We start from the raw sequence: 23,504 nt of genomic DNA, 5'->3' as shown, positions 1-23,504 counted from the left end.
CGCGCGCCGCGCCAGCCGCTCAGGCCCGAGGCCCGGCTGGCCCGCCTCGTCGCGCTGCTGCATGCGCATCATGCCGAGCCGCTGCCGCTGGCGGAGCTGGCGCGCGGCGCCGGCATGAGCCGCTACCAGCTGATCCGCGCCTTCCGGGCTGACGTCGGCATGACCCCGCATGCCTATCAGCTGGATCTGCGCATCAACCACGCGCGCCAGCTGCTGCGCGCGGGCGGGGCGCCGGCGGAGATCGCCCAGGTGCTGGGCTTCTCCGACCAGAGCCACTTCCAGCGCGCCTTCAAGCAGCGCGTAGCGCTGACGCCACGCAGCTACCAGCGCCGAAGCGGCTGAGCGGCTGAGCCGTCGCGCGCAATTTTCTCCAATACTTGCCGCCCTCTTGCGGCCCAGACTTCGTGCTCATCCGAAGACACGAAAGGACTGGCGTGGATTTCCCTGTTGATTCCGGCCTCGGCCAATTTGCCATGGTGGCGGGCGCGCATTTTCTCGCGCTGCTCAGCCCCGGGCCCGACTTTTTCCTGGTAGTGCGCAGCGCGCTGGTGCATGGCGTGGGCCGCGCCAGCGCCGTCTGCCTGGGCATCGCCCTGGGCAACGGCGTGTTTATCGGGCTGGCCATCGCCGGGCTGGCGGCTACCCGCGCTAGCCAGGGCGTGTTCATGCTGCTGCAGTGGGCGGGTTGCCTGTACCTGGCCTGGCTGGGCTGGCGGCTGCTGCGCGCCAGCGGCGAGACGGCGCTGCCCGGCGCAAATGGTGCAAATGGCACAGATAGCCAGCAGGTGCAGGGCGCCGGCCGCGCCGCGTATGCGGCGCAACTCGTGACGGGCTTCCTGTCCGCCGTGCTCAACCCCAAGAATGCGTTGTTCTACGCCAGCCTGTTCTCGGTACTGGCCGGCACCCGCACGCCGCTGGCGGTCCAGCTGGGCTATGGCGGCTGGATGTTCGCCATGGTCTTCGGCTGGGACATGCTGGTGGCCTGGGGCGTGCGCCATCCGCTGGTGCGCGCGCGCTTTGCCCGCTCGGTACGCGGCGTGGAGCGGGCGACCGGCGTGGTGCTATGGGGTATCGCGCTGATCGTGGCGGTGAATGCACTTGATGCGCTCAACGCGCTCGATGTCGTCAACGCAGCGAAGCCGTGGTTGCCATGATGCGGGCGCCACACGGCAAGCCGTATCGCCAGTTTTATGGTCAACTGTACCGGTACTGTACAGTTGTGCATGGCTAGACTAGCTCCATTCCATTTTTGCGTGTGATGGAGCCTGTCATGGCAGTTCCCCAGCTTGTTGCCGGATCCGGCGTGTTTGCCGCGTTCTGCGCGTTTGCCCTTGTGTCGTCGATCACCCCGGGGCCCAACAACACCATGGTGCTGGCTTCGGGCGTGAATTTCGGCTTTGCCCGCACGGTGCCCCATGTGCTGGGCATCAGCATCGGCTTCGGCCTGATGGTGGCGGTGGTCGGCCTCGGCCTGGGATCGCTGTTCGCCGCGTTGCCGTGGACCTGGCAGGTGCTGCGCGTGGTGGCGGTGGCCTATCTCGCCTGGCTGGCGTGGAAGCTGGCGACCGCGGGCGGCATCCAGGACCAGGAGGTGGGCAAGCCCATGGGCTTCCTGGCGGCGGCCGCGTTCCAGTGGGTCAATCCCAAGGCTTGGGTGATGGCGGTGGGCGCGTGCAGCACCTACGTGCTGCACGGCAATGTCTGGCTCAATGTGTTGCTGCTGTCCGGCCTGTTCGCCGTGATCAACCTGCCCAGCGTGGCGATGTGGGCGGTGTTCGGCTCGGCCATGCGGCGCTGGCTGGCGCAGCCGCGGGTGCTGCGCCTGTTCAACGTGGCGATGGCGCTGATGCTGCTGGCCTCGCTGTGGCCGATCGTCAGCGCCAGGCCGTAACGCGAGGCCTGAGCGCGAGGGCTTAGCGCAAGGCCCGGATGGCGGGCAGATTGCGCCAGTAGCCGTGGGCGTCCATGCCGCAGCCGAAGACATAGCGCTCGGGCACAGTGAAGCCGCAGAAGTCCGGGTGCATCGGCTTGGCCTTCTGCAGCACTTTTTCGCACAGGACGGCCGCGTAGACATTGGTCGCGCCCATGTCCATGATGCGCTGGCGGATGGCCGCCATGGTTTCGCCTTCGTCCAGGATGTCGTCCAGCACCAGCACCGTGCGGCCCTTGACCGACTCGCGCGGCGCCACGCGCCACTGCATCTCGCCGCCGACCGTCTTGTTGTTGTAGCGCGAGAGGTGGATGTAGTCGAACTCCAGCGGGAACGCCAGCTTGGGCAGCAGCATGCCGGTGAAGACGACTGCGCCGCCCATCACCGACAGCACCAGCGGGAAGGTATCGCCCATCTTTTCCGTGATCTCGCCCGCCATGCGGTCCAGCGATGCCTGGACGGCCTCGGCGCTGACGATTTCCTCGGAGTTGGCCCACAGTTCGCGGGCCTGTTCGGCGGTCATCATGATGTGGATCCTGTCTCAGTCTCTGTCTTTTGCGGGTGGCGCGGCGCCCGGGAGCGGGCGCCGCCGTGCCGGATGGCTTAGCGGTTGAAGAGTCCCTTCATGCCGCCCTTCATCGCGCCCATCTGGCGCATCATCTTCATCATGCCGCCGCCCTTGAGCTTCTTCATCATGCTCTGCATCTGGTCGAACTGGTTGAGCAGGCGGTTGACTTCCTGCACCGGCACGCCGGCGCCGGTGGCGATGCGGCGCTTGCGGCTGGCCTTGATCAGGTCGGGCTTGGCGCGCTCGGCGGCCGTCATGCTGTTGATGATGCCTTCCATGCGGCGCACCTGCTTCTCGGCCACGTCCATATTGGCGCCCTGCGCCTGCTGGGCGAACTGCGCCGGCAGCTTGTCGACCAGGCTGCCCAGGCCGCCCATCTTCTTCATCTGGCCGATCTGTGCCTTGAAGTCTTCCAGGTCGAAGTCGCCGGTCTTCTTGATTTTCTTGGCCAGCTTCTCGGCCGCTTCCATGTCCACGCCGCGCTGGGCTTCCTCGACCAGCGCGAGGATGTCGCCCATGCCCAGGATGCGCTGGGCCATGCGGTCGGGGTAGAAAGGCTCGAGGCCGTCCAGCTTTTCGCCAACGCCGACGAACTTGATCGGGCGGCCGGTGATGTGGCGCACCGACAGCGCGGCACCGCCGCGCGCATCGCCGTCCAGCTTGGTCAGCACCACGCCGGTCAGGGGCAGGGCGTCATTGAAGGCGCGCGCGGTGTTGACCGCGTCCTGGCCCAGCATGGCGTCGACCACGAACAGGGTTTCGACCGGCTTGATCTCGGCATGCAGCGCGGCGATTTCCTTCATCATCGCTTCGTCGATGCCCAGGCGGCCCGCAGTGTCGACGATCAGCACGTCGTGGTAGTGCTTGCGCGCCCAGTCCACCGCGGCGCGCGCGATGTCCACCGGGTTCTGGTCGGGCTGGGACGGGAAGAAGTCGGCGCCAACCTGCTCGGACACGGTCTTGAGCTGGGCGATAGCGGCGGGGCGGTAGACGTCGCACGATACCGTCAGCACCTTCTTCTTCTTGTTTTCCTTCAGCCACTTGGCCAGCTTGCCGACGGTGGTGGTCTTGCCGGCGCCTTGCAGGCCGGCCATCAGGATGATCGCGGGCGGCTGCACCGCCAGGTTCAGCTCGCCGCTCTTGTTGTCGGCGGACAGGCTTTCCTCGCCGCCGATGACGGCGGTCAGCTCGCGCTGCACCACGCCCACCAGCGCCTGGCCCGGCGTCAGGCTGGACACCACGTCCTCGCCCAGTGCCTTTTCCTTCACGCGGGCGATGAATTCCCGCACGACCGGCAACGCGACGTCGGCCTCCAGCATGGCCAGGCGCACTTCGCGCAGCATTTCGGCGGTATTGGCTTCGGTCAGGCGAGCCTCGCCGCGCATGGTCTTGACGACCCGCGCCAGGCGTTGAGTGAGATTGTCCAGCATGGCAGAAGTCCGGGGGATAGAGCTTGATCGAGGCTTGAGGCTGGCTCTTGGCCCGGCTCAAGCGGGGCGCCACCGGGACGGGGCGCTAAGGTAAACTGTGCAAATGGCCATTGTACTGTATGCCTTGACGGCACTTCTCTATTGCGGCCTGGCCTATCACGGCTGGGCAACGCGTAACCCGCAGCTATCGGCTGCCGGCACCGGCGGTGCCATTGGGGGCGCGGCGACCACCGTGCTGCTGCACGGCGGCGGGGGGACTGGCGGGCGCGGCGAGGGCCGTCCGGCCTGGTGGCACGCGCTGATGCTGGCCGCGGTGGCCAGCCACGGCCTGCTGCTGCACGAGACCATCTTCCCGGCCGACCGCATGGTGTTTGGCTTTGCCTTTGCGCTGTCGGCCATGCTGTGGCTGGGCGTGGGCATCTACTGGATCGAGAGCTTCTTCTTCTCGCTGGCCGGCCTCGGGCTGATCGTGGTCCCGGTGGCCATGCTCGCCAGCCTGATGCCGCTGGCGTTTCCCGGCGCGCAGATCCTGGGCTACGCGGCGCGGCCGCTGTTCAAGCTGCACTTCATCATTGCCAACGTGGCCTATGGCCTGTTCACGCTGGCCGCCTTCCATGCCTTCCTGATGTTGCTGGCGGAACGCCGCCTGCATGGCTTCAACCGCTCGCCCCAGGCCGGCAGCGCCAGCGAGCCGGCCCAGTGGGTGGGCCGCTGGCTCGACCTGCTGCCGCCGCTGCTGACGCTGGAGAAGCTGCTTTTCCGCCTGATCGGCGCCGGCTTCGTGTTGCTGACGCTGACGATCCTGTCAGGCCTGCTGTTCTCCGAGCAACTGTTCGGCCGGGCCTTCCGGCTCGACCACAAGACGGTGTTCGCGCTGCTGTCGTGGGTGATGTTCGCGGGCATCCTGGCCGGGCGCACCTTCTACGGCTGGCGCGGGCGCACCGCGCTGCGCTGGGTGATTGCGTCCTTCGGCATCCTGCTGCTGGCTTATGTTGGCAGCCGCTTCGTCATCGAAGTCATACTGCACCGAATCTGAGGCCGGCATGGCACGCATCTTCCTTGTCCTGGCTGTCCTGCTGGGCTGTTTCTGGTGGCTTCGCCAGCGCGCGCAAGCGCGCCTTCGGGAGGAGCGCGCCGCCCGGCACGGTCCCGCGCACGGCTCGCCGGTCCGCGACCAGCCTGCGCCCGCGCAGCAAGCCATGGTCCAATGCGCGCGCTGCGGCGTGCACCTGCCGCAGGGCGAAGCCATCGCCTACCGCGGCCTGCATTACTGCCGGCGCGCCCACCTGCCGGCCGATAGCGATCCGGACAGCCCTGCCGCATGAACGGGCCTGCCTCGTTCTGGTCCCGCCTGAATGCCTGGCGTGCCCTCGCCGCGATGTGGCGCCAGCCCGAGCCTCCTGAATTCCACTGGCGCCTGCTGCGCTATTTCTGCTGGACCCGGCTGGCGGTGGCCGCGCTGCTGCTGGGCTATGCCTGGCTGCCGGCGCAGCGCGCCGCGCAGACACTGAGTAGCGGGTTCGGCATCGGGCCGGGTGCGCTGCCGCTGGCCGTGCCCTATGCCGTGGTGGCGCTGGTCATGGTGGTCGCGACACTCTGGTGGCGGCGCGGCTTTCACCTGCGGGTGCGCTTCCAGGTGCTGGCGGATCTCGCCCTGCTGGGCCTGATCTTTCAAGCGCAGGGCCAACGCGGCGAGGGGCTCGCCATGATCTTCCTGCTGCCCGCGCTGCAGGCCGGTGCGCTCACCAGCCTGCTGTTCGCGCTGTTCGCGGCGGCAGCTTCGGCGCTGGTGGTGATGAGCGCCCCCTTCGCGCAGACCTTGCTGTTGCGCCAGGCCGACGCGGGTTTGCTGGGCTCGGGGCTGTACGGGCTGGTCTTCATGATCGCGGCCTCGCTGATGTACCTGCTGGCCAACCGCCAGCTCGCGCAGGAGCGGCTGGCGCTGGCGCGCGAGCAGGCGCTGCGCCTGCAGCAGCTGGTCAACCGGCTGATGGTCAACGACATGCAGGACGGCGTGATGTTGCTGCGTGCCAACGGCGTGGTGGTGGCGGCCAACCCGGCCGCGGTGGTGCTGCTCGGCGTGCAGCCCGCCGAACGGGGCAAGCACACGGACGCCCCCGCCTTCGGGCGCGACGCGCTGTTCGACCTGCGCCAGATTCCCCGCCTGCAGCCGCTGATGGAAATGCTGCGCGACTGGGTGCGCAGCAAGGACGATGCGCCGCGCATCCTGCAATTGCTGCCGCTGCCGTCGCGGCCATCCTCGGGGCGCGGCCCCATCCTGCATACGCGGCTGCGGCTGCGCTTCCTGCTGCCGGGGCTGGCCAGCCTGCGATCCACTTTCGCGTCCTCGATGTCGGTCTCGCTCAGTGCGCAGAACGCCATGAACACCGGCACCTGGAACGAGCTGTCGCCCGAGGCGGCGGCCCGGCTGCGCCTGGCCATCGCCCAGCGCGAGGCCATGGCCTGGCGCCCGGAGGACGAGGCCTTGCTGCGCAGCGAGATGCGCGACACGGTGCTGGTCCATATCGAAAGCTGGGAGCGCATCGCCGAGCAGGTGCAACAGGAAAAGCTGGCCGCCATGGGGCGCCTGGTGGCCAGCGTGGCGCACCAGATCCGCAATCCGCTGGCGGCCATCAGCCAGGCCAGCGAGCTGCTGGCCGAAACCAGCCGACGGGCCGCGCGCCCGGGCGAGGCGGGACGCGCGGAGGGCGACGTGGATGCGCGGCTGCTGCGCATCATCCACGACAATGTGCGCCGGCTCGACCAGGTGGTGTCGGACGTGCTGCAGATGTCGCGCCGCCCGCGCACCGAGCGCACCACGGTGGACCTGAACCAGGCGCTGCCGGATATCGTCGGCCGCTGGCGGTTGGAGATGCGCGCCCGCTCTGCGGACCACGACCCGGTTGGCGCGCGGCGCATGCCGCGTCCGGCCGAGATCAACGCCAATGCCATCCGGCTCACGGTGGACGTGGCGCGCCCGGTCATCTTCGATGCCTCCCAGTTGCAGCAAGTGCTTGGCAACCTGCTCGACAACGCCTGGCGCTATTGCAGCCGCCTGCCCGGGGCGATCCGCCTGCTGGCTCATGCGCTGGACCAGCACCATGCCGAGCTGATCGTGTGGAACGATGGCGTGGAGGTCTCGCGCGAGCACCAGCGCACCTTGTTCGAGCCCTTCTTTACCAGCAACGCCCAGGGCACCGGCCTCGGGCTGTTCATGGCGCGCGAGTTATGCGGCGCCAACGACGCCCAGGTGCGCTACGGCACGATTTCGATCGACGCGCTGCTGGCGCAGACCGGCATGCTGGCGCCCGCCGCACGCGATACACTGCCGGCCAAGGCTTTTGTCCTGACCATGCGCATCGAAGCGCCGGACAGCGCGGGTGGCTGAACCGCGCCGGCATGCCCGGCCACCCGATCCGTCTCTCGTTGAGCCGCCCCGATTCCACTTCGCCAGATCGCCAGACGCAGACCCATGCCCCTCAAGATGCCAGGCCCCGACCCGATTCTCGTTATCGACGACGAGGCCGACCTGCGAGAACTGCTCGATATCTCGATCCGCCGCATGGGCCACGATGTGGTGCTGGCCGGCTCGCTGGCCGAGGCGCGCCAGCAGCTCGCCGCGCGCCGCTATAGCTTGGTGCTGACTGACATGCGGCTGGGCGACGGGCTTGGCATCGACATCGTGCGCCAGCTCTCGAGCGCGCCGGAGCGGGTGCCGGTGGCCGTGATCACCGCCTACGGCAGCGCCGACAACGCCGTGGAGGCGCTCAAGGCTGGCGCCTTCGACTACATCGCCAAGCCGGTCTCGCTGGACCAGCTGCGCAGCCTGATCCTGAATGCTCTGGGGCGCCAGCAGCGTGACGGCGCCGAGAGTGGAGAGGGCGGCGAGGGTGGCGAGGGTGGCAGCGGGGCGCAGGAAACCGTGGACCGCGCCGTCAACCTGCTTCCCGGCCATTCGCCCGCCATGCATGAGGTGCGCCGCTCGCTCTCGCGGCTGGCGCGCAGCATGGCGCCGATCGTCATCAGCGGCGAGTCCGGCAGCGGCAAGGAGCGCGCGGCGCGTGCCATCCACGCGGTCAGCGCGCGCGCCGCGCATCCTTTTATCGCGGTCAATTGCGGCGCCATCCCCGAGACCCTGATGGAGTCGGAGTTCTTCGGCCATGTGAAGGGCGCCTTCACCGGGGCCGACGCCGAGCGCGGTGGCTTCTTCCTGGCAGCCAACGGCGGCACGCTGTTGCTCGACGAGGTGGCCGACCTGCCGCTAGCGATGCAGGTCAAGCTGCTGCGCGTGCTGCAGGAGCGGCGCGTGCGCAAGATCGGCGCGAGCCGCGAGGAGAGCGTGGACGTGCGGGTGCTGTGCGCCAGCCACAAGGATCTTGCCGCGATGGTCGCCTCCGGCCAGTTCCGCCAGGATCTGTTCTACCGCCTCAACGTGCTGGCGCTGCGCATGCCCACGCTGCGCGAGCGGCGCGAGGATATCCCGGTGCTGGCCAGCGCCATCCTGGAGCACCTGGCGGTGCGCTATGGCGATCCCCATCCCAAGCGGCTGGCGACGGCTGCGCTGCAGCGGCTGTCGGATTACCCGTTCCCGGGCAATGTGCGCGAGCTGGAAAACCTGCTCGAGCGCGCTTATGCCTTCGCGGAGGGCAATACCATCGCGGTGGGCGACCTGGGCCAGATGGACGCGGGCATGGGCCATTCGGCCATGCCACGCCCGCCCGCGCCGCACGCCTACCTGGCTTCGACGGCCGTGGCCGCCGCGCCGGCGTCGTCCGGCTTGCGGCCCGATTCCATGCAGGAGCTTGCATACGATGCGCGGGCCGAATCCCGCGGCGGCGCGCAGCCCGATCCGTTTGCGCAACCCACGGCGCCACGTGCCGCGGAGGTGGCCGCAGACGCTTGCCGTGCCACCTTCCCGATCGACCTTCCCGGCCGGCTCGAAGCGCTCGAGCGCGACCTGATCCTGCAGGCGCTGCAGCAGACCGGCTTCAACCGTACCGCAGCCGCGCCGCTGCTGGGCCTGAGCTTTCGCCAGCTGCGCTACCGCATCCAGCAGCTTGGCATCCGCGAGGGCCGCGACGACCCGGCCGATGGCGCGGCCGAAACCAGCGAAGCGCTGCGCGACGGGCTGCTGGCGGCGGATGGAGAACGCGATGCCTGATCGCGACAACGGCAAGCTCGCGCCGGCACCCGTGCCCGGGCAGGGGTTGACTCCCGACGCGGCCGGCTGGGTGCCCGCGGCGCGCCAGGTGCCGTCGCCTAACTTCGACGCCCGGCCCGCGCACATGCCGGTGGACCTGGTGGTGATCCACAACATCAGCCTGCCGCCCGGGCAGTTTGGCAGCGGCGATATCGAAGCCTTCTTCCTGAATCGTCTCGACCCGTCCCGCCACCCCTTCTTCGCCACGATTTATCAGGTGCAGGTGTCGGCGCATTTCCTGGTGACGCGGGAGGGGGAGCTGGTCCAGTTCGTGTCCTGCCTGGACCGGGCCTGGCACGCGGGCCAGTCCGAGTTCTTCGGCCGGCCTCGCTGCAACGACTTCTCCATCGGCATCGAGGTCGAAGGCAGCGACGACCAGCCGTTCACGTTGGCCCAGTACCACACCACCTCCGCGCTGGTGCGTGCCCTGCTCTGCACCTATCCGGTGCGGGCCGTGGCGGGGCACAGCGATATCGCGCCCGGGCGCAAGACCGATCCGGGGCCATATTTCGACTGGGCGGCCTTCGCCGCTGCCGCCGGCGTGGCTCCCGCGCAACTGCCTTACCGCAAAGACCAGCCCTGAGGCAAGGGCAACAAGCGGGGTCTAGGGGATAGCCGCGATTTGGGGAAAACCCTGATAAAGTCCGCGCCTATCGAACCAGGCAGGTCAATCAAAAAAATTTCTCGTCACGGTGCGGTAACGAACCGTCGGGCGGATTCCCTTGCGTCTCTTGGGCTGGCGGGTATGGCGCAGCGCCGCATGCCGCGCCGGCACTGGAATTCGCGCCAAAAAAGCACTTGTCAAGACTGGTGAATCCGCCGGGTTTCACTATACTTAGTCCAGTTTTTCGCATCGACCACTAGATCTAGTGGTGCTTTCGGGGAGCCGGCCTAGGTGTGCAGTTACCGCCGCAGCATTGGCTGCGGTCCGCCGAAGGGCCGGCGCATCACAAGAGTCCCAGCAGAATCCAGCAATAGCAGCGCGCCCTTCCGGGTAAGACCGGCCGGCGTGTCTGAGCCTTTTTGCGCATTTTGCCCGGGACTCTTTGTCACTCATAAAACACGGGTCAGAACAGGAGTTCCTCATGCAGACAGCCCAGAACGAACTTTCCACCGGCGCAACCGCCGCCGGTGCAGCAGCGAACGCGCAGTCGAACCCCGCTACTGCCGCCGCTGGCAGCTACCAGGACTACAAGATCATCCGCCGTAACGGCGCCGTCGTGGCGTTCGAGCCGAGCAAGATCTCGGTAGCGGTGACCAAGGCCTTCCTCGCCGTCAACGGCGGGCAGGGCGCCGCTTCGGCGCGTGTGCGCGAAGTGGTCGAGCAAGTGACCCAGAACGTGGTCCGCGCGCTGCTGCGCAGCCGCCCCAATGGCGGCACCTTCCATATCGAAGACGTGCAGGATCACGTCGAGCTGGCGCTGATGCGCTCGGGCGAGCATGAAGTGGCCCGCGCCTACGTGCTGTACCGCGAGAAGCGCACCCAGGAACGCGCCCAGGCCAACGCCCAGGCGGTGGCCCGCGTGCAGGAAGGCGGCGCCACGTTCAACGTGACCGACGCCGGCGTTGCCCGCGTGCTGGACCTGGGCGCGCTGCATGGCCTGATCGACAACGCCTGCTCGGGCCTGGGCGACGCCGTCAGCGCCGAGCCGATCCTCAAGGAAACGCTGAAGAACCTGTACGACGGCGTGCCGATGACCCAGGTCTACGACTCCGCCATCCTGGCCGCGCGTACCCTGATCGAGAAGGACCCGGCCTACAGCCAGGTCACCGCGCGTATCCTGCTGCACACCATCCGCAAGGAAATCCTGGGCGCCGAAGTGACCCAGACCCAGATGGTGTCGCGCTACGCCGACTACTTCCCCAAGTTCATCGCGCGCGGCATCGAAGCCGAGCTGCTGGACGAGAAGCTGGCCACCTATGACCTGGCCCGCCTGGGCGCGGCACTGGACGCCCAGCGCGACTTCCAGTTCAACTACCTGGGCCTGCAGACCCTGTACGACCGCTACTTCCTGCATATCGACGAAGTCCGCATCGAAATGCCGCAGGCCTTCTTCATGCGCGTGGCCATGGGCCTGGCGCTGGGCGAGAAGGACCGCGAAGCCCGTGCCATCGAGTTCTACCAGCTGCTGTCGTCGTTCGACTTCATGTCGTCCACGCCGACCCTGTTCAACTCGGGCACCCGCCGCTCGCAGCTGTCGTCGTGCTACCTGACCACCGTCTCGGACGATCTGGAAGGCATCTACGAAGCGCTCAAGGAAAACGCGCTGCTGTCGAAGTTCGCCGGCGGCCTGGGCAACGACTGGACCAATGTGCGCGCCCTCGGCTCGCACATCAAGGGCACCAACGGCAAGTCGCAAGGCGTGGTGCCGTTCCTGAAGGTGGTGAACGATACCGCCGTGGCGGTCAACCAGGGCGGCAAGCGCAAGGGCGCGGTCTGCGCCTACCTGGAAACCTGGCACCTGGACATCGAGGAATTCCTCGAGCTGCGCAAGAACACTGGCGACGACCGCCGCCGCACCCACGACATGAACACGGCGAACTGGATTCCCGACCTGTTCATGAAGCGCGTGATGGAAGCCGGCGAGTGGACCCTGTTCTCGCCCGCCACCTGCCCGGACCTGCACGACCTGGTCGGCAAGGCTTTCGAAGAGGCCTACCTGGGCTACGAAGCCAAGGCCGCCCGCGGCGAGCTGAAGCTGTTCAAGAAGATCCCCGCCATGCAGCTGTGGCGCAAGATGCTGGGCATGCTGTTCGAGACCGGCCATCCCTGGATCACCTTCAAGGATCCGTGCAACATCCGCAGCCCGCAGCAGCACGTGGGCGTGGTGCACAGCTCCAACCTGTGCACGGAAATCACGCTCAACACCAACGAGAGCGAGATCGCCGTTTGCAACCTGGGTTCGGTGAACCTGGTGGCCCACCTGAAGCAACTGGCCGACGGCACCCAGGTGCTCGACCACGCCAAGCTCGAGAAGACCATCCGCACCGCGATGCGCATGCTCGACAACGTGATCGACATCAACTACTACGCGGTCGAGAAGGCACGCAACTCCAACCTGCGCCATCGTCCGGTCGGCATGGGCATCATGGGCTTCCAGGACTGCCTGCACATGCTGCGCCTGCCGTACGCCAGCGACGCCGCCGTGCAGTTCGCCGACACCTCGATGGAAGCGGTGTGCTACTACGCCTACCGCGCCTCCAGCGAGCTGGCAGAAGAACGCGGCCGCTACAGCACCTATGAAGGCTCGCTGTGGGATCGCGGCATCCTGCCGCAGGACTCGCTCAAGCTGCTGGCCGAAGAACGCGGCGGCTACCTCGAAGTGGATCACTCCTCGACCATGGACTGGGACAGCCTGCGCGCGCGCATCAAGCAGCACGGCATGCGCAACTCGAACTGCATCGCGATCGCGCCCACGGCAACGATCTCGAACATCATCGGCGTGTCGGCCTGCATTGAACCGACCTTTCAGAACCTGTACGTCAAGTCCAACCTGTCGGGCGAGTTCACGGTGGTCAACGACTACCTGGTGCGCGACCTGAAGGCACGCGGCCTGTGGGACGAAGTGATGGTCGCCGACCTGAAGTATTTCGACGGCAAGCTGGCCCGCATCGACCGCATCCCGCAAGACCTGCGTGACATCTACGCAACGGCCTTCGAAGTCGAGCCGAGCTGGCTGGTGGAAGCTGCCAGCCGCCGCCAGAAGTGGATCGACCAGGCTCAGTCGCTGAACATTTACATGGCCGGCGCCTCGGGCAAGAAGCTGGACGACACCTACAAGCTGGCCTGGCTGCGCGGCCTGAAGACCACGTACTACCTGCGCACGATGGCAGCCACCCACGTGGAGAAGTCCACCGTGTCGCGCGGCTCGCTCAACGCCGTGTCGTCGGGTAGCGACGGCGGCATCAGCGCCGCCGGCATCGACCAGGCCGCCGCCTCCGCACCGGCCATGCCGGAAGCCGAAGGCGCGGTCTGCACGATGCGCCCCGGCGACGCCGGTTTCGACGAGTGCGAAGCCTGCCAGTAACTCGCTGCCAGTAAGCCATTACCTGCCGCCATCCTCGCCGCGCCGCCTGCGCGCGGCGAGGACCGCGGCAAACCAAAGCATTCCACGGAGAACCACACCATGCTGAGCTGGGACGACGACGTTCAAGCCACCCCGCAGGCTGCCCCGCAGCCCGCGCCGAATCCCACCGCCACGCCTGCTGCCGCACGCTCTGTCGACCAGCACGGCGTGCTGCCGCCGGCCGCCACGCAACCGGCCGGCACGGGTATCCTCGGCAACCTGCCGGCGTCCGACGCGCCGACGGACCGCCGCGTGAACGCCGCCGACAAGCGCGTCATCAATGGCTCGACCGACGTCAACCAGCTGGTGCCGTTCAAGTACAAATGGGCCTGGGAAAAATACCTGGCCGGCTGCGCCAACCACTGGATGCCGCAGGAAATCAACATGTCGCGCGACATCGCGCTGTGGAAGGACCCGAACGGCCTGACCGAAGACGAGCGCCGCGTGATCAAGCGCAACCTCGGCTTCTTCGTCACCGCCGACTCGCTGGCCGCCAACAACATCGTGCTGGGCACCTACCGCCAGATCACCGCGCCGGAATGCCGCCAGTACCTGCTGCGCCAGGCCTTCGAAGAAGCGATCCACACGCACGCCTACCAGTACATCGTGGAGTCGCTCGGCCTCAATGAAGCCGAGATCTTCAACGCGTATCACGAAGTGCAGTCGATCCGTGACAAGGACGAGTTCCTGATCCCGTTCATCGACACGCTGACCGACCCGGCCTTCAAGACCGGCACGCCGGAGAATGACCAGAAGCTGCTCAAGTCGCTGATCGTGTTCGCCTGCATCATGGAAGGCCTGTTCTTCTACGTCGGCTTCACGCAGATCCTGGCCATGGGCCGCCAGAACAAGATGACCGGCGCCGCCGAGCAGTACCAGTACATCCTGCGCGACGAGTCCCTGCACTGCAATTTCGGCATCGACCTGATCAACCAGATCAAGCTCGAGAACCCGCACCTGTGGACCGCCGAATTCAAGGAAGAGATCACGGCGCTGTTCAAGAAGGCCGTGGACCTCGAATACCGCTACGCCGAGGACACCATGCCGCGCGGCGTGCTGGGCCTGAACGCACCGATGTTCAAGGGCTACCTGCGCTTCATCTGCAACCGCCGCTGCCAGCAGATCGGCCTGGAGCAGTTGTTCCCGAACGAGGAAAACCCGTTCCCGTGGATGAGCGAGATGATCGACCTGAAGAAGGAACGTAACTTCTTCGAGACGCGTGTGATCGAGTATCAGACGGGTGGGGCGTTGTCCTGGGATTGAGTTTGTTGGCCGCCGCAACTTCCTGTGGCTCCAAACCGGGGGGCGGATCGCGGCCTCCCAGGCTCCCACCCGGAATGCAAAACAGCCCCGTGGACTGAACCTCCACGGGGCTGTTTTTTTCGTACCGGGACATGCGGTCCTTCCCGCTGTCCCGGCTGCGCTCAACGCAGATGCGGCAGTACCTTGGTGTGCTCGGCCTGCACCGCTTGCAGCTCGTGCGGCTTGAGTCCAAGCAACGCCAGGATGGTAGGCGCTATCTGGTTGGTCTGGACAGGGTCGTCGACGATATTCTGGCCGATGCCAGCACCCCACACAACGATGGGCACGTGACGGTCCTGCTTGGCGCCGCCGCCGTGCTCGGCGATCTTCGACAGTTTTCCACCGGCATAGACAGTACTCTGCTGCGCGATGCCGACGAGGTCCGGCACGCGATCGTCGTTGCTCCCGACGCCGAACAGGTCAGCGGCTTCTTCGCCAACATAGATCTTCCTCGCTCCAGCCTGGCTGAAAGCCTTTGTGACCGCGGTGCCGGTTGCGTCGGAGCCCAGGCCGTTGCCGGAATAACCAAGCAGGAAATTCTTGGCAAAGCGCAGGGCGGCGGGGGAGCGGTCGTTGAACCACATCAGGATGCCGTCATCGTCGATCGCGTGGGCTACGAGATGCGATTTGGACGGGTCCTTGCACGTGGCGGCGAATTTTTCCCAGGCGCAGTTCAGTGCATCGATCATGTCACCATCGTTGATGATGGTGAGATCGGCGCGGTTCTGCGGCGACTGGCCGTGTTTCGCCGACAGGATGACGACGGTATTGGTCGTGTCAAGCGCGCTCACCATCGTGGCAAGCTGGTTGTTGACGAAGTTCAGCGCGCTTTGCAGCACCACGCCGGGCGTAGTCCCGTTGGCGGTGTAGCCGCCCAGGCCGCCGGACACCTTGGCGGCGGTGTTGCTCGGATTCGGGTAGTAGTTCGATTTGTTGAGCTTTTGCGCGGTCGACACGGACTGGAAGTTCATGCCGAATATGGCCGGGGTCCCCGGCGTGCCGTTGCCGGCATGGTCGAGGCCCTTGATCCAGTTAAGGACGGCCTTTACCTTGAAGCTATCGTAGCGTTGTGTGTTGGTGTTGTCCTTGGTCCAGTCGTCGCCCGGGCCGGCAGGCAGCGACGGGTCGGTTACCGAGCTGTTGATCTCGGGGGCAAACAGATCGTCGATGCTCTGACCGGACGGCCCATTGAGAATCTCGTAGGCGACGTGCTTGTCCGACCAGGCGGTGCGCAGCCCGTGCTTTTTCGCGACCTCGAAGATCGTGTTCACCTTGAGGTACTGGTGCGGGTAAACCGGCTGGCAGGTCACCGGAGACACCGGCAGGAAGGCCGGGTCGATCAGGTCTTGCGGGTGCCCGGTCAATTGGGAAATCCTGGAGAAGTCGGCGTACAGGCCGGGAATGTTTTGTCCGCTGTCCAGCCGGTTCAGATCCTTGGCGATCACTTCGGCGTAAAACACTTCAGCGCCTGGCTTGGTGCTGTGGCAGTTGGCCGCAGTGGTGCCCTTCGGCAGCAGGCTGCGGCTGTAGGCGTCATCGTAATAGATGCCCGTGGTCTTGGGGTTGCCGCCCGTGACCTGACCGACCATCCCGGGGAACGAGTCCGAGGGGAAAGGCGTTTGCGCATTCGTGTAGGCAACGCCATGACGGACCAGTAGCGCAAGGGTGGAATTCGGATTGGCGTTGACGAACCAGTCCAGGTCGGCCTGGTGCAGGCCATCGACAGAAACCAGCAGGACATGCTTGGCACTCGGCTGACGGGCGTCGTCGTCCGCATGTGCGAACGCTGTCAGTCCGCACGCCAGCGACAACGCCACGGCAATGGTAAGCCTTTTTGGTACGCGCATGATATCTCCTCGGTGACTGCCACAGGGCAGTTGGGAGACGCTATCAACCGTCCATGTCCGAACGGTGTCATTGAAAGCGCGCAAGCGTAACAAATTGTGTGTCGCGCCCTGGGGCGCAAATGCCGCGAGTCTGGGGTGGCGTGGAAGGCAGCCAGCACGGATCCAGTGATGTGCAGCCATTGGCCGCGACGCGCGCTGGGATGGCCGCTGCAGGCGGATCGCGGGCCAGTCACGCTGCTTGTGCTTGTGCTTGTGCTTGTGCCGGGCGGTTGCTTTGCGCCAAAGCCTCGCTTCCATCCGCCATCAGCGTTTCGCCCCGTCGCTGCACGATCCATCGAGCGCTTTTTATCTTTGCGTCTCTCGATGGTGCCGGCCAGCATCAGCCCGCAATCCGCCTCAACGCCTCCTCAATCGCCCGCGTGTCACTCGGCCGCACCAGCCGCGCCACCTCCACGCCATCGCGCATGAACACCAGCGTGGGCCATAGCTTGATCCGGAACGAACGGCCGAGCGGCTTGCCGCTGCCGTCCTCGACCTTGATGTGGGCGGCCTCCGGATGGCTGGCCATGGCGCTGGCCAGGTGGGGCTGGGCCCGCATGCAGTAGCCGCACCAGGGCGCGCCGAACTCGATCACGGCCGGCCCCTTCATGGCGTCGATTTCGGCTCGGGCCGGCTCGCTTGCTGCGTACACATCGGTCATCGTCATAGGGAATCCTCTCGCCTGTCCAAATGGGCATTCACGGATTGTATGACTACGGATGCCGCGAACAATGACTGGCGCGGCTGAGCGCGGCGGGTTTCAGGCCTTCGATGCCTGCGTGCCCTGCGGTACCTCGACGGCCGCGGGCTTGCGCCAGCGCACCGTGGCCAGCAGCGATGCCGCGACAATCAGGCCGCCGCCGGTCCAGGCGGTGGCCGTGATCCTTTCCCCCAGCCACAGGCTGGCGAACAACGCGCCAAACGCGGGCTCGCTCCCCATCAGCAGGGCCACGCGGGTGGGGCTGCTGCGCTTGATGGCGTAGTTCTGCGCGAAGAATGCAAAGAGCGTGCAGGCGATCACCAGGTAGAGCACGTATCCCCAGAAGGCCCCGTGACCGGAGAATGACGGCAGGGGCTGCCACTGCGCGGGCATCAGGACCAGCGCCACCGCCGCGCTGCCGAATGCCACCACGCCGGATTGCACCGCCGTCACCGTCAGCGCCGGAATCGAGGCGCCTCGCATTACCCGCTTTGTGAAGCACACCATCAGCGCGCGGAGTACCGCGGCGGCGAGTATCAGTCCGTCGCCGGGGTTGAGGACGAATTCGCCGTTGCCCGCCAGCAACCAGGCCCCGAGCAGCGAGAGCACCACCGCCGCCCATTCGATGCGGCTGGGCTTGCGCTTGAGCAGCAGCCATTCCGCCAGCGGCGTCAGCACCACGCACAGGCTGATGAGGAAGGCTGCGTTGGCGGCGCGCGTGAGCAGCACGCCAAAGGTTTCGCACAGGAAGATGCCCAGCAGCAATACGCCGGTGCCGAGCATGCCGCGCAGCGTGGCGCGGTCGGCCTGGCGCAGGCTGGGCAGCATGGGCGACAGCACCACGAACGTGATGCCGAAGCGCAGCGCCAGCAGGCCCAGCACAGGATAGAACACCAGCGCGCCTTTGACGACGCCGTAGCTGCTCCCCCAGACCACGGCGACCGCGAGCAGCATCAGGTCGGACAGCAAAAGGAGGCGTTTTTGAGCGGGCATGGCAGACCTTCAGGGGATGGGCCATGCATTGTGCAGCTTTGCGTTGGCGGTGATAATCGGGTTGAGATGCAAAGCCTTTATGTCGCAAACGCATTAATCCAGTGCCGCAGACGCCACCGCCCAGATGAATCCCACCGAACTCTTCGACTTGCTGCCCGACATGGCCGTGTTCGCGCGCGTGGTCGATGCGGGCAACTTCTCCGTGGCCGCGCGTCAGCTTGGCAGCACGCCGTCCACGGTCAGCCGGCAGATCAAGCGGCTGGAGCAAGCCCTGGCCACGCGGCTGCTGGAGCGCTCGACCCGCAAGGTGCGTGTGACGGAGTCGGGTGCGCAGGTGTACCGGTACTGCCGCGACATGGTGAGTGCCGCATCGGGCGCGATCGATGCGGCGGGCCATCTTGCGGGCCGGCCGCAGGGGCGGGTGAGCGTGAGCGCGCCGACCGCGTTTGCGAAGACGGTGATCCATCCGCTCGTGCCGGGCTTTCTGCGCGCCTACCCCGAGGTCGATCTGCAACTACTGTTCACGGACCACGAAGTCGATCCTCTCGATGACGACCTCGACCTGGTGATCCGGCTGACCGGGCACCCGCCGCCTGGGCTGGCCGGCCGGCGGCTCGGCGCGGTACGCTGGCTGCTGTGCGCATCGCCGGCGTACCTGCGCGCGCGCGGCACGCCGGGGCATCCGCGCGATCTCGCGCAGCACGATTGCCTGTACCTGGGCGAGACCACTGACGACAACCGCTGGCGCTTTCAACGGGATGCCAGACGCAGACGGTGGAGGTGAGGGGGCGCTATATCGCGAACCACGCCGGGGCACGGCGCGAAGCGGCGCAGCAGGACTTCGGCATCGCCAACCTGCCGGAGTTCACCGCGGCCGACGCGCTGCACAGTGGCGAACTGGTGCAGGTGCTGGCCGACTGGGAGTTGCAGGTGCGGGCTTATGTGGGCTCGGTCTGGCTGCTGTATCCGCCCAACCGCTTCCTGCCGCCGAAGGTGCGGGCGCTGATCGATTACCTGGCCAAGCATATCGGCGACGCCGCCGGCCCGGGTTGACATCCGTTCAGCGCTGGCGGCCCGGCGCCTGTTGCGAGCGCTGGTAGTCGCCCGGCGATACGCCTACCAGGCGCGTAAAATCGCGCGTCAGGTGGGCCTGGTCGAAATAGCCCAGCTCGGCGGCGAGTTGCGCCAGCCCGACCGCCTCGCCGCGCGCCAGCCGCCATGCGGCCTCTTGCAGACGGTAGCGGCGCAGCACCCATTTGGGCGACACGCCTACGTACTCCTGGAACATCCGCTGCAGCGCCCGCACGCCCATGCCCGTGTACCGCGCCAAGGCTTCCACGCTGGCCGGCCCTTCAGCGCTGGCGGCGTGTGCCATCACGCGTTGCAGCATATCCACCGTGGGGTCGGGCGCAGGCAGCGCGCCGGACAGCAGGGATTCCGCGGCGCTGACCATGGCCTTGTCGCTGCCGGCATCGAGCACCAACGTTTCCGCGCGCGGTTCGTCGCACCGCAGCAAAGCGCGTGCCGGCCGCGTGCCATCGGTCAGCGCGCAGATCGGCTCATCCAGCAAAGGGCGCAGGCCGCCCACGCGATAGCGCACGCCGAGCACATGGCCCGTGCCTTCCAGCTTGCGATCGAAGACCCCGCGCACCACGCCGAAAATGGCCGTCTGGCCGCGGTCGAAGACCAGGTTGGCGTTGGGGTAGGGCAATACGCGCTGTACCTGCGGCGGCTGGCCCGCCAGGTCCCATTCGACGATCCAGTAGTGCTCGACAAAGGGCGCCAGCGCAGCCGACGGCAGATAGCGGCCGAGCCGGATGCGCCGTTGCGTGCCGAGCGGGTCGACGATGCCCTTGGGTTCGGCGGTGACGGGCGCATGCGTGTCGCGTTTGTCCAATCGGGTCATGGGGAACGGTGTAAAACTGATGGCTTCGGCAACGAACAATGAACAACGATTCGATTCGATTCTATCGGAGACAACCATGCCACGAGCCCATTACACCGGCGGCTGCCATTGCGGCGCCGTACGCTATGAAGTGGATGCCGATCTTGCCGGCGCCATCGAGTGCAACTGCTCGCTGTGCAGCAAGCGAGGATTTATCTGGTCGTTCACGCCGGCCGATAAGTTCACCTTGACCGAGGGCGCGCAGGCTACGCGCACGTACAAGTTCAACAAGCATGTGATCGATCATCGCTTCTGCGAGACCTGCGGCGTGGAGGCCTATGCGCTGGGCAGCATGCCCGACGGCTCGCGCGTGGCGGCCATCAATGTCCGCTGCCTCGATGGCGTCGACCTGGCGCAGTTGCATCCGAAGAAGGTCGACGGCGCCAGCGCGTAATTCCCTATCCCTCCCTATCCCCCCGGAGCCAATGCAATGTTCCAGCCTGAACTCACCCTGTTCCATTCGCCCAATACGCGTTCCACCGGCGCGCTGACCCTGCTTGAGGAACTCGGCGTGCCGTATCGTCTCCACCCGCTCAACATGAAGGCCGGCGAGCAGCGCGAGCCGGCTTACCTGGCCATCAATCCGATGGGCAAGGTGCCGGCCATCCGCTATGGCGATGCGCTGGTGACGGAGCAGGCGGCGGTGTTCATCTTCCTGGCCGATCTGTTCCCGCAGGCCAGGCTGGCGCCCGCGCTGACCGATCCGCTGCGCGGGCCTTACCTGCGCTGGATGGCGTTCTACGGTTCCTGTTTCGAGCCGGCACTGGTGGACCGCTCGCAGCAGCGCGAAACGCCGCGCGCGATGTGTCCCTACGGCGATTACAACACCACCATCGGCACGCTGCTGGGCCAGCTGGAAAAAGGCCCCTACCTGCTGGGCGACACCTTCACCGCGGCCGACGTGCTGTGGGGCACCGCGCTGACCTGGACCACCATGTTCAAGCTGGTCGAGGCGACGCCGGTGGTGCAGGCCTATATCGACCGCATCAACGCGCGCCCGGCGGTGGCGCGGGCGCGTGCCATCGATGCCAAGCTGGCAGCAGAGCAAGCCGGGCAGGGCGGCTGAGCGCCAGCCACGCTCATAGCTCCAGCACGATCCGCTGGCATTTCGCGCGCGAGCAGCAGCTCATCATCTTGCTGTTGGCCTGCCGCTCCGCGCGCGTGAGCACCACGTCGCGGTGGTCGATTTCGCCGGCCAGCACGCGCACCTCGCACGAGCCGCACAGGCCTTCCTCGCAATCGCTCTGCATGTCGATGTTGGCGGCGCGCAGCGCGGCCAGCAGCGTCTGGCCCGGGGCGACCGTGACGACGATGCCGGAGTCCTTCAGCTCGGCTTCGAATGCTTGCTCCTGGCCGGGATCCAGCGTGGCCAGCGCGGACTCGAAATGCTCGATGCGCAGCGCATCGCCGGGCCAGCCGGCGCAATGCACCTGCAGCGCTGCGAGCATGCGCGCGGGGCCGCAGGCGTAGATCTGCGTATCCGCTTCGGGCTGCCCGAGCAGGCTGGCGAAATCGTTGCGCCGTCCTTCATCCTTGGCGTAGACCTGCAGGCGATCGCCATGCAGCGCGATGAGCTCGTCGAGCAGCGCCATGGACGCGCGCGAGCGCCCGCTGTAGTGCAAGGCGTAGTCCATGCCGAGCGCCTTCGCGCGGCGGGCCATGGCGCTGACGGGCGTGATGCCGATGCCCCCGGCGATCAGGATCAGCTTGCCCGCGGCCTCATCCAGCCGGAAGTGATTGCGCGGGCCGCGGATCTTGAGCCGGTCGCCGGCCTTGACGCCGTTATGCACCCACGCGGAGCCGCCGCGGCCATGCGCCTCCCGCAGCACGGCGATCTCCAGCGCGCCGCTGTCGTCCGGGTCGCCGCATAGCGAGTATTGCCGCGACAGACCGGTGTCGCCGCATTCCACGTCGATATGCGAGCCCGGCGCCCAGCGCGGCATCGGCTGGCCATCGGGCGACACCAGCCGCAGCCGCACGATGCCCTCGGCCGCTTGCGTCGCGCTGGCCACCACCACCGGCCGGCTGATTGCATGCCCCAAAGGCTCGCCGATGCGCACCGGCACCTGTACATCCAGCAGCGCGGGGTTGGCGCGCTCGGGGTTTTGCTTCGGGTCCCATTCCACCCACACGTGCTCGGGCCCGCGGAACGAGGTGTTCGGCACGTAGGTGAATTGCTGCTCGGCCAGGCGCATATGGGGCAGGCGCCGCGTGAGTTCCTCCAGGAAGACCTGCATCTCCATGCGCGCCAGGTTCTTGCCCATGCACTGGTGAGCGCCGTAGCCGAAGGTGAGCTGGTCGCTGGCGTTCTCGCGGCGGATGTCGAAGAGGTCCGCATCGGCGAAGTGCCGCTCGTCGTGATTGGCCGAGGACGTCACGATCAGCAGCTTGGAGCCGGCGGGAATGTCCACGCCGCCAACCTGCACGTCGCGCGTGGCCAGGCGCCGCCACGCGGCCACCGAGCCGTTGTGCCGCAGGCATTCCTCCACCGCGTTGGGGATCAGGGCGGGGTCCTCGCAGATCTCCTGCCATGCGCGCGGATGCTGCAGCAGCAGCTTCATGGCATTGGCCGTGGCGTTGGCGGTGGTTTCATGCGCGGCGACGATGCCGGCCATCATCATCGAGTGCAGGTAGGAGTCGGTGACGATCTGCGGATACTCCACCTGCTTGCGGATGCCGTAGCGCATCCAGCCCGGGCCGGACGGGTCCTGCCGCATCTTGTCGAGGATCTTGCCGGCCAGCTGCCAGAAGTTGCCCACGGCGTGCGCGACTTCTACCTGCTCTTGCGGCTTCGGCCGTCCCCAGGTGTTGACCGTATGCGCGATGGAGTATTTGCGCAGCAGGTCCATGTCTTCCTCGGGCACGCCGAGAAAATGCAGCGCCACGGTCAGCGGTACTTCCCACAGCATCTGGTCGACCAGGTCGGCGCGGCCGTCGTCGACAAAGCGGTCGACGTAGTCGCGCGCGAGCTTGCGCACCATGGGCTCGTGATGCTTGAGTTCCGCGGGCGTGAACGGCGCCATCAGCACGCGGCGGCGCGGCATGTGAGCGGGCTCGTCTTCGTTGACCAGCGTGCGGTTCATCGCGTAGCCGTAGGACGCCAGCACGGCGTTGGCCTGCGGCCCCGTCGGCGTGATCTTCTCCAGCGCAATGGACGGGCTGAAGGTGAGGTTGTCGCGGAAGATCGCCTTGATGTCCTCGTAGCGCGTCACCACCCAGTAGCCCAGCTTGGGGCTGTAGAAGACCGGCTCCTGCTCGCGCGCCCAGCGCACGTACTCGGGCGGGTCCTGCTGGTAGCCATCCTCGAAGGGATCGAAGCCGGCGGCGCCCGGGCTGACCGGGCAGCCGGTGGGCGAGCGCTGCGCCGCCAGCAAGCTATGGTCAACGGGACATCCCGAGGCGTGTGGATTGGGGGTGGCGTTGGCCATGCTTGTTGCTCCATGTATTCGTTTGCGGGGATCCTGGTTCGCGACGCCGCTGCCG

19 protein-coding genes and 1 pseudogene are annotated in these 23,504 nt (G+C 66.8%); 13 read left to right on the top strand and 7 right to left on the bottom strand.

The genetic code is table 11. The features are described from left to right. From ACGLHR_RS08480 to ACGLHR_RS08470, 3 genes are all read left to right on the top strand, one after another. Positions 1–342: helix-turn-helix domain-containing protein (locus tag ACGLHR_RS08480; protein ID WP_400093194.1), on the top strand; the 342-nt coding region annotated here is incomplete at its 5' end. 92 nt (positions 343–434) lie between these two features. Continuing rightward, a complete protein-coding gene (locus ACGLHR_RS08475; RefSeq protein ID WP_400093193.1) occupies positions 435–1,154 on the top strand; it encodes a LysE family translocator in 720 nt (239 codons plus the stop codon). Positions 1,155–1,270: 116 nt separating this feature from the next. After that, the gene (locus tag ACGLHR_RS08470; protein ID WP_400093192.1) at positions 1,271–1,891 is read left to right on the top strand and encodes a LysE family translocator; all 621 of its coding nucleotides are present in this window, start codon (positions 1,271–1,273) and stop codon (positions 1,889–1,891) included. 22 nt (positions 1,892–1,913) lie between these two features. Here ACGLHR_RS08470 and ACGLHR_RS08465 read toward each other — a convergent pair whose 3' ends face one another. Further along, positions 1,914–2,456, bottom strand: a complete 543-nt coding sequence (locus ACGLHR_RS08465; protein ID WP_017224402.1) for a hypoxanthine-guanine phosphoribosyltransferase — start codon at positions 2,454–2,456, stop codon at positions 1,914–1,916. Between the two features lie 77 nt (positions 2,457–2,533). Continuing rightward, positions 2,534–3,928 carry a signal recognition particle protein gene (gene ffh / locus ACGLHR_RS08460; RefSeq protein WP_267604490.1) on the bottom strand — a complete coding sequence of 465 codons (1,395 nt, stop codon included), beginning with the start codon at positions 3,926–3,928 and terminating at the stop codon, positions 2,534–2,536. A 103-nt stretch (positions 3,929–4,031) separates the two neighbouring features. Between ffh and ACGLHR_RS08455 the strand changes: the two genes are divergently transcribed. The 7 genes from ACGLHR_RS08455 to ACGLHR_RS08425 all read left to right on the top strand — a co-directional run bounded on the left by ACGLHR_RS08455 (position 4,032) and on the right by ACGLHR_RS08425 (position 14,458). Further along, positions 4,032–4,964 (top strand): inner membrane protein YpjD, encoded by a 933-nt coding sequence (locus tag ACGLHR_RS08455; RefSeq protein WP_400093190.1) that lies wholly within the window; start codon positions 4,032–4,034, stop codon positions 4,962–4,964. A gap of 7 nt (positions 4,965–4,971) precedes the next feature. After that, complete coding sequence (locus ACGLHR_RS08450; protein ID WP_400093188.1) at positions 4,972–5,253, top strand: PP0621 family protein; 282 nt, start codon at positions 4,972–4,974, stop codon at positions 5,251–5,253. After that, complete coding sequence (locus ACGLHR_RS08445) at positions 5,250–7,316, top strand: sensor histidine kinase (protein ID WP_400093187.1); 2,067 nt, start codon at positions 5,250–5,252, stop codon at positions 7,314–7,316. The genes ACGLHR_RS08450 and ACGLHR_RS08445 overlap by 4 nt, the downstream gene beginning before the upstream one ends. Positions 7,317–7,400: 84 nt before the next feature. Beyond that, on the top strand, positions 7,401–9,089 hold the full coding sequence (locus tag ACGLHR_RS08440; RefSeq protein WP_400093185.1) for a sigma-54-dependent transcriptional regulator: 1,689 nt from the start codon (positions 7,401–7,403) through the stop codon (positions 9,087–9,089). After that, positions 9,082–9,711 carry a 1,6-anhydro-N-acetylmuramyl-L-alanine amidase AmpD gene (gene ampD / locus ACGLHR_RS08435; RefSeq protein WP_400093184.1) on the top strand — a complete coding sequence of 210 codons (630 nt, stop codon included), beginning with the start codon at positions 9,082–9,084 and terminating at the stop codon, positions 9,709–9,711. The genes ACGLHR_RS08440 and ampD overlap by 8 nt, the downstream gene beginning before the upstream one ends. Positions 9,712–10,213: 502 nt before the next feature. Next, positions 10,214–13,156, top strand: coding sequence for a ribonucleoside-diphosphate reductase subunit alpha (locus tag ACGLHR_RS08430; protein ID WP_400093182.1), 2,943 nt, complete (start codon positions 10,214–10,216; stop codon positions 13,154–13,156). Positions 13,157–13,255: 99 nt separating this feature from the next. Next, positions 13,256–14,458 carry a ribonucleotide-diphosphate reductase subunit beta gene (locus ACGLHR_RS08425; RefSeq protein ID WP_150986839.1) on the top strand — a complete coding sequence of 401 codons (1,203 nt, stop codon included), beginning with the start codon at positions 13,256–13,258 and terminating at the stop codon, positions 14,456–14,458. A 161-nt stretch (positions 14,459–14,619) separates the two neighbouring features. Here the strand turns inward: ACGLHR_RS08425 and ACGLHR_RS08420 are convergent, their stop codons facing one another. The 3 genes from ACGLHR_RS08420 to ACGLHR_RS08410 form a co-directional block, all read right to left on the bottom strand. After that, complete coding sequence (locus tag ACGLHR_RS08420; RefSeq protein ID WP_400093204.1) at positions 14,620–16,344, bottom strand: alkaline phosphatase family protein; 1,725 nt, start codon at positions 16,342–16,344, stop codon at positions 14,620–14,622. A gap of 379 nt (positions 16,345–16,723) precedes the next feature. Continuing rightward, complete coding sequence (locus ACGLHR_RS08415; RefSeq protein WP_400093181.1) at positions 16,724–17,050, bottom strand: thioredoxin family protein; 327 nt, start codon at positions 17,048–17,050, stop codon at positions 16,724–16,726. A gap of 93 nt (positions 17,051–17,143) precedes the next feature. Beyond that, positions 17,144–18,076 (bottom strand): DMT family transporter, encoded by a 933-nt coding sequence (locus ACGLHR_RS08410; RefSeq protein ID WP_400093179.1) that lies wholly within the window; start codon positions 18,074–18,076, stop codon positions 17,144–17,146. A gap of 124 nt (positions 18,077–18,200) precedes the next feature. Here ACGLHR_RS08410 and ACGLHR_RS08405 point away from each other — a divergent pair. Continuing rightward, positions 18,201–19,129, top strand: a pseudogene (locus ACGLHR_RS08405) (LysR substrate-binding domain-containing protein). Between the two features lie 7 nt (positions 19,130–19,136). On the opposite strand, the gene ACGLHR_RS08400 reads toward ACGLHR_RS08405, so the two are convergent. Continuing rightward, complete coding sequence (locus tag ACGLHR_RS08400) at positions 19,137–19,982, bottom strand: DUF6597 domain-containing transcriptional factor (RefSeq protein ID WP_400093177.1); 846 nt, start codon at positions 19,980–19,982, stop codon at positions 19,137–19,139. 76 nt (positions 19,983–20,058) lie between these two features. On the opposite strand from ACGLHR_RS08400, the gene ACGLHR_RS08395 reads away from it, so the two are divergent. Both ACGLHR_RS08395 and ACGLHR_RS08390 read left to right on the top strand, forming a co-directional pair. Continuing rightward, complete coding sequence (locus ACGLHR_RS08395) at positions 20,059–20,415, top strand: GFA family protein (protein WP_400093175.1); 357 nt, start codon at positions 20,059–20,061, stop codon at positions 20,413–20,415. A 36-nt stretch (positions 20,416–20,451) separates the two neighbouring features. After that, positions 20,452–21,087, top strand: a complete 636-nt coding sequence (locus tag ACGLHR_RS08390; protein WP_400093174.1) for a glutathione S-transferase family protein — start codon at positions 20,452–20,454, stop codon at positions 21,085–21,087. A gap of 13 nt (positions 21,088–21,100) precedes the next feature. Here the strand turns inward: ACGLHR_RS08390 and ACGLHR_RS08385 are convergent, their stop codons facing one another. Then, the gene (locus ACGLHR_RS08385) at positions 21,101–23,449 is read right to left on the bottom strand and encodes a cytochrome P450/oxidoreductase (RefSeq protein ID WP_400093173.1); all 2,349 of its coding nucleotides are present in this window, start codon (positions 23,447–23,449) and stop codon (positions 21,101–21,103) included. Positions 23,450–23,504: the final 55 nt, after the last annotated feature.

This window comes from Cupriavidus sp. CuC1 (assembly GCF_044627735.1).
Lineage (GTDB): Bacteria > Pseudomonadota > Gammaproteobacteria > Burkholderiales > Burkholderiaceae > Cupriavidus > Cupriavidus ulmosensis.
The sequence above is the reverse complement of the archived record's forward strand: the minus strand, read 5'-3'. Positions and strand labels throughout refer to the sequence as shown.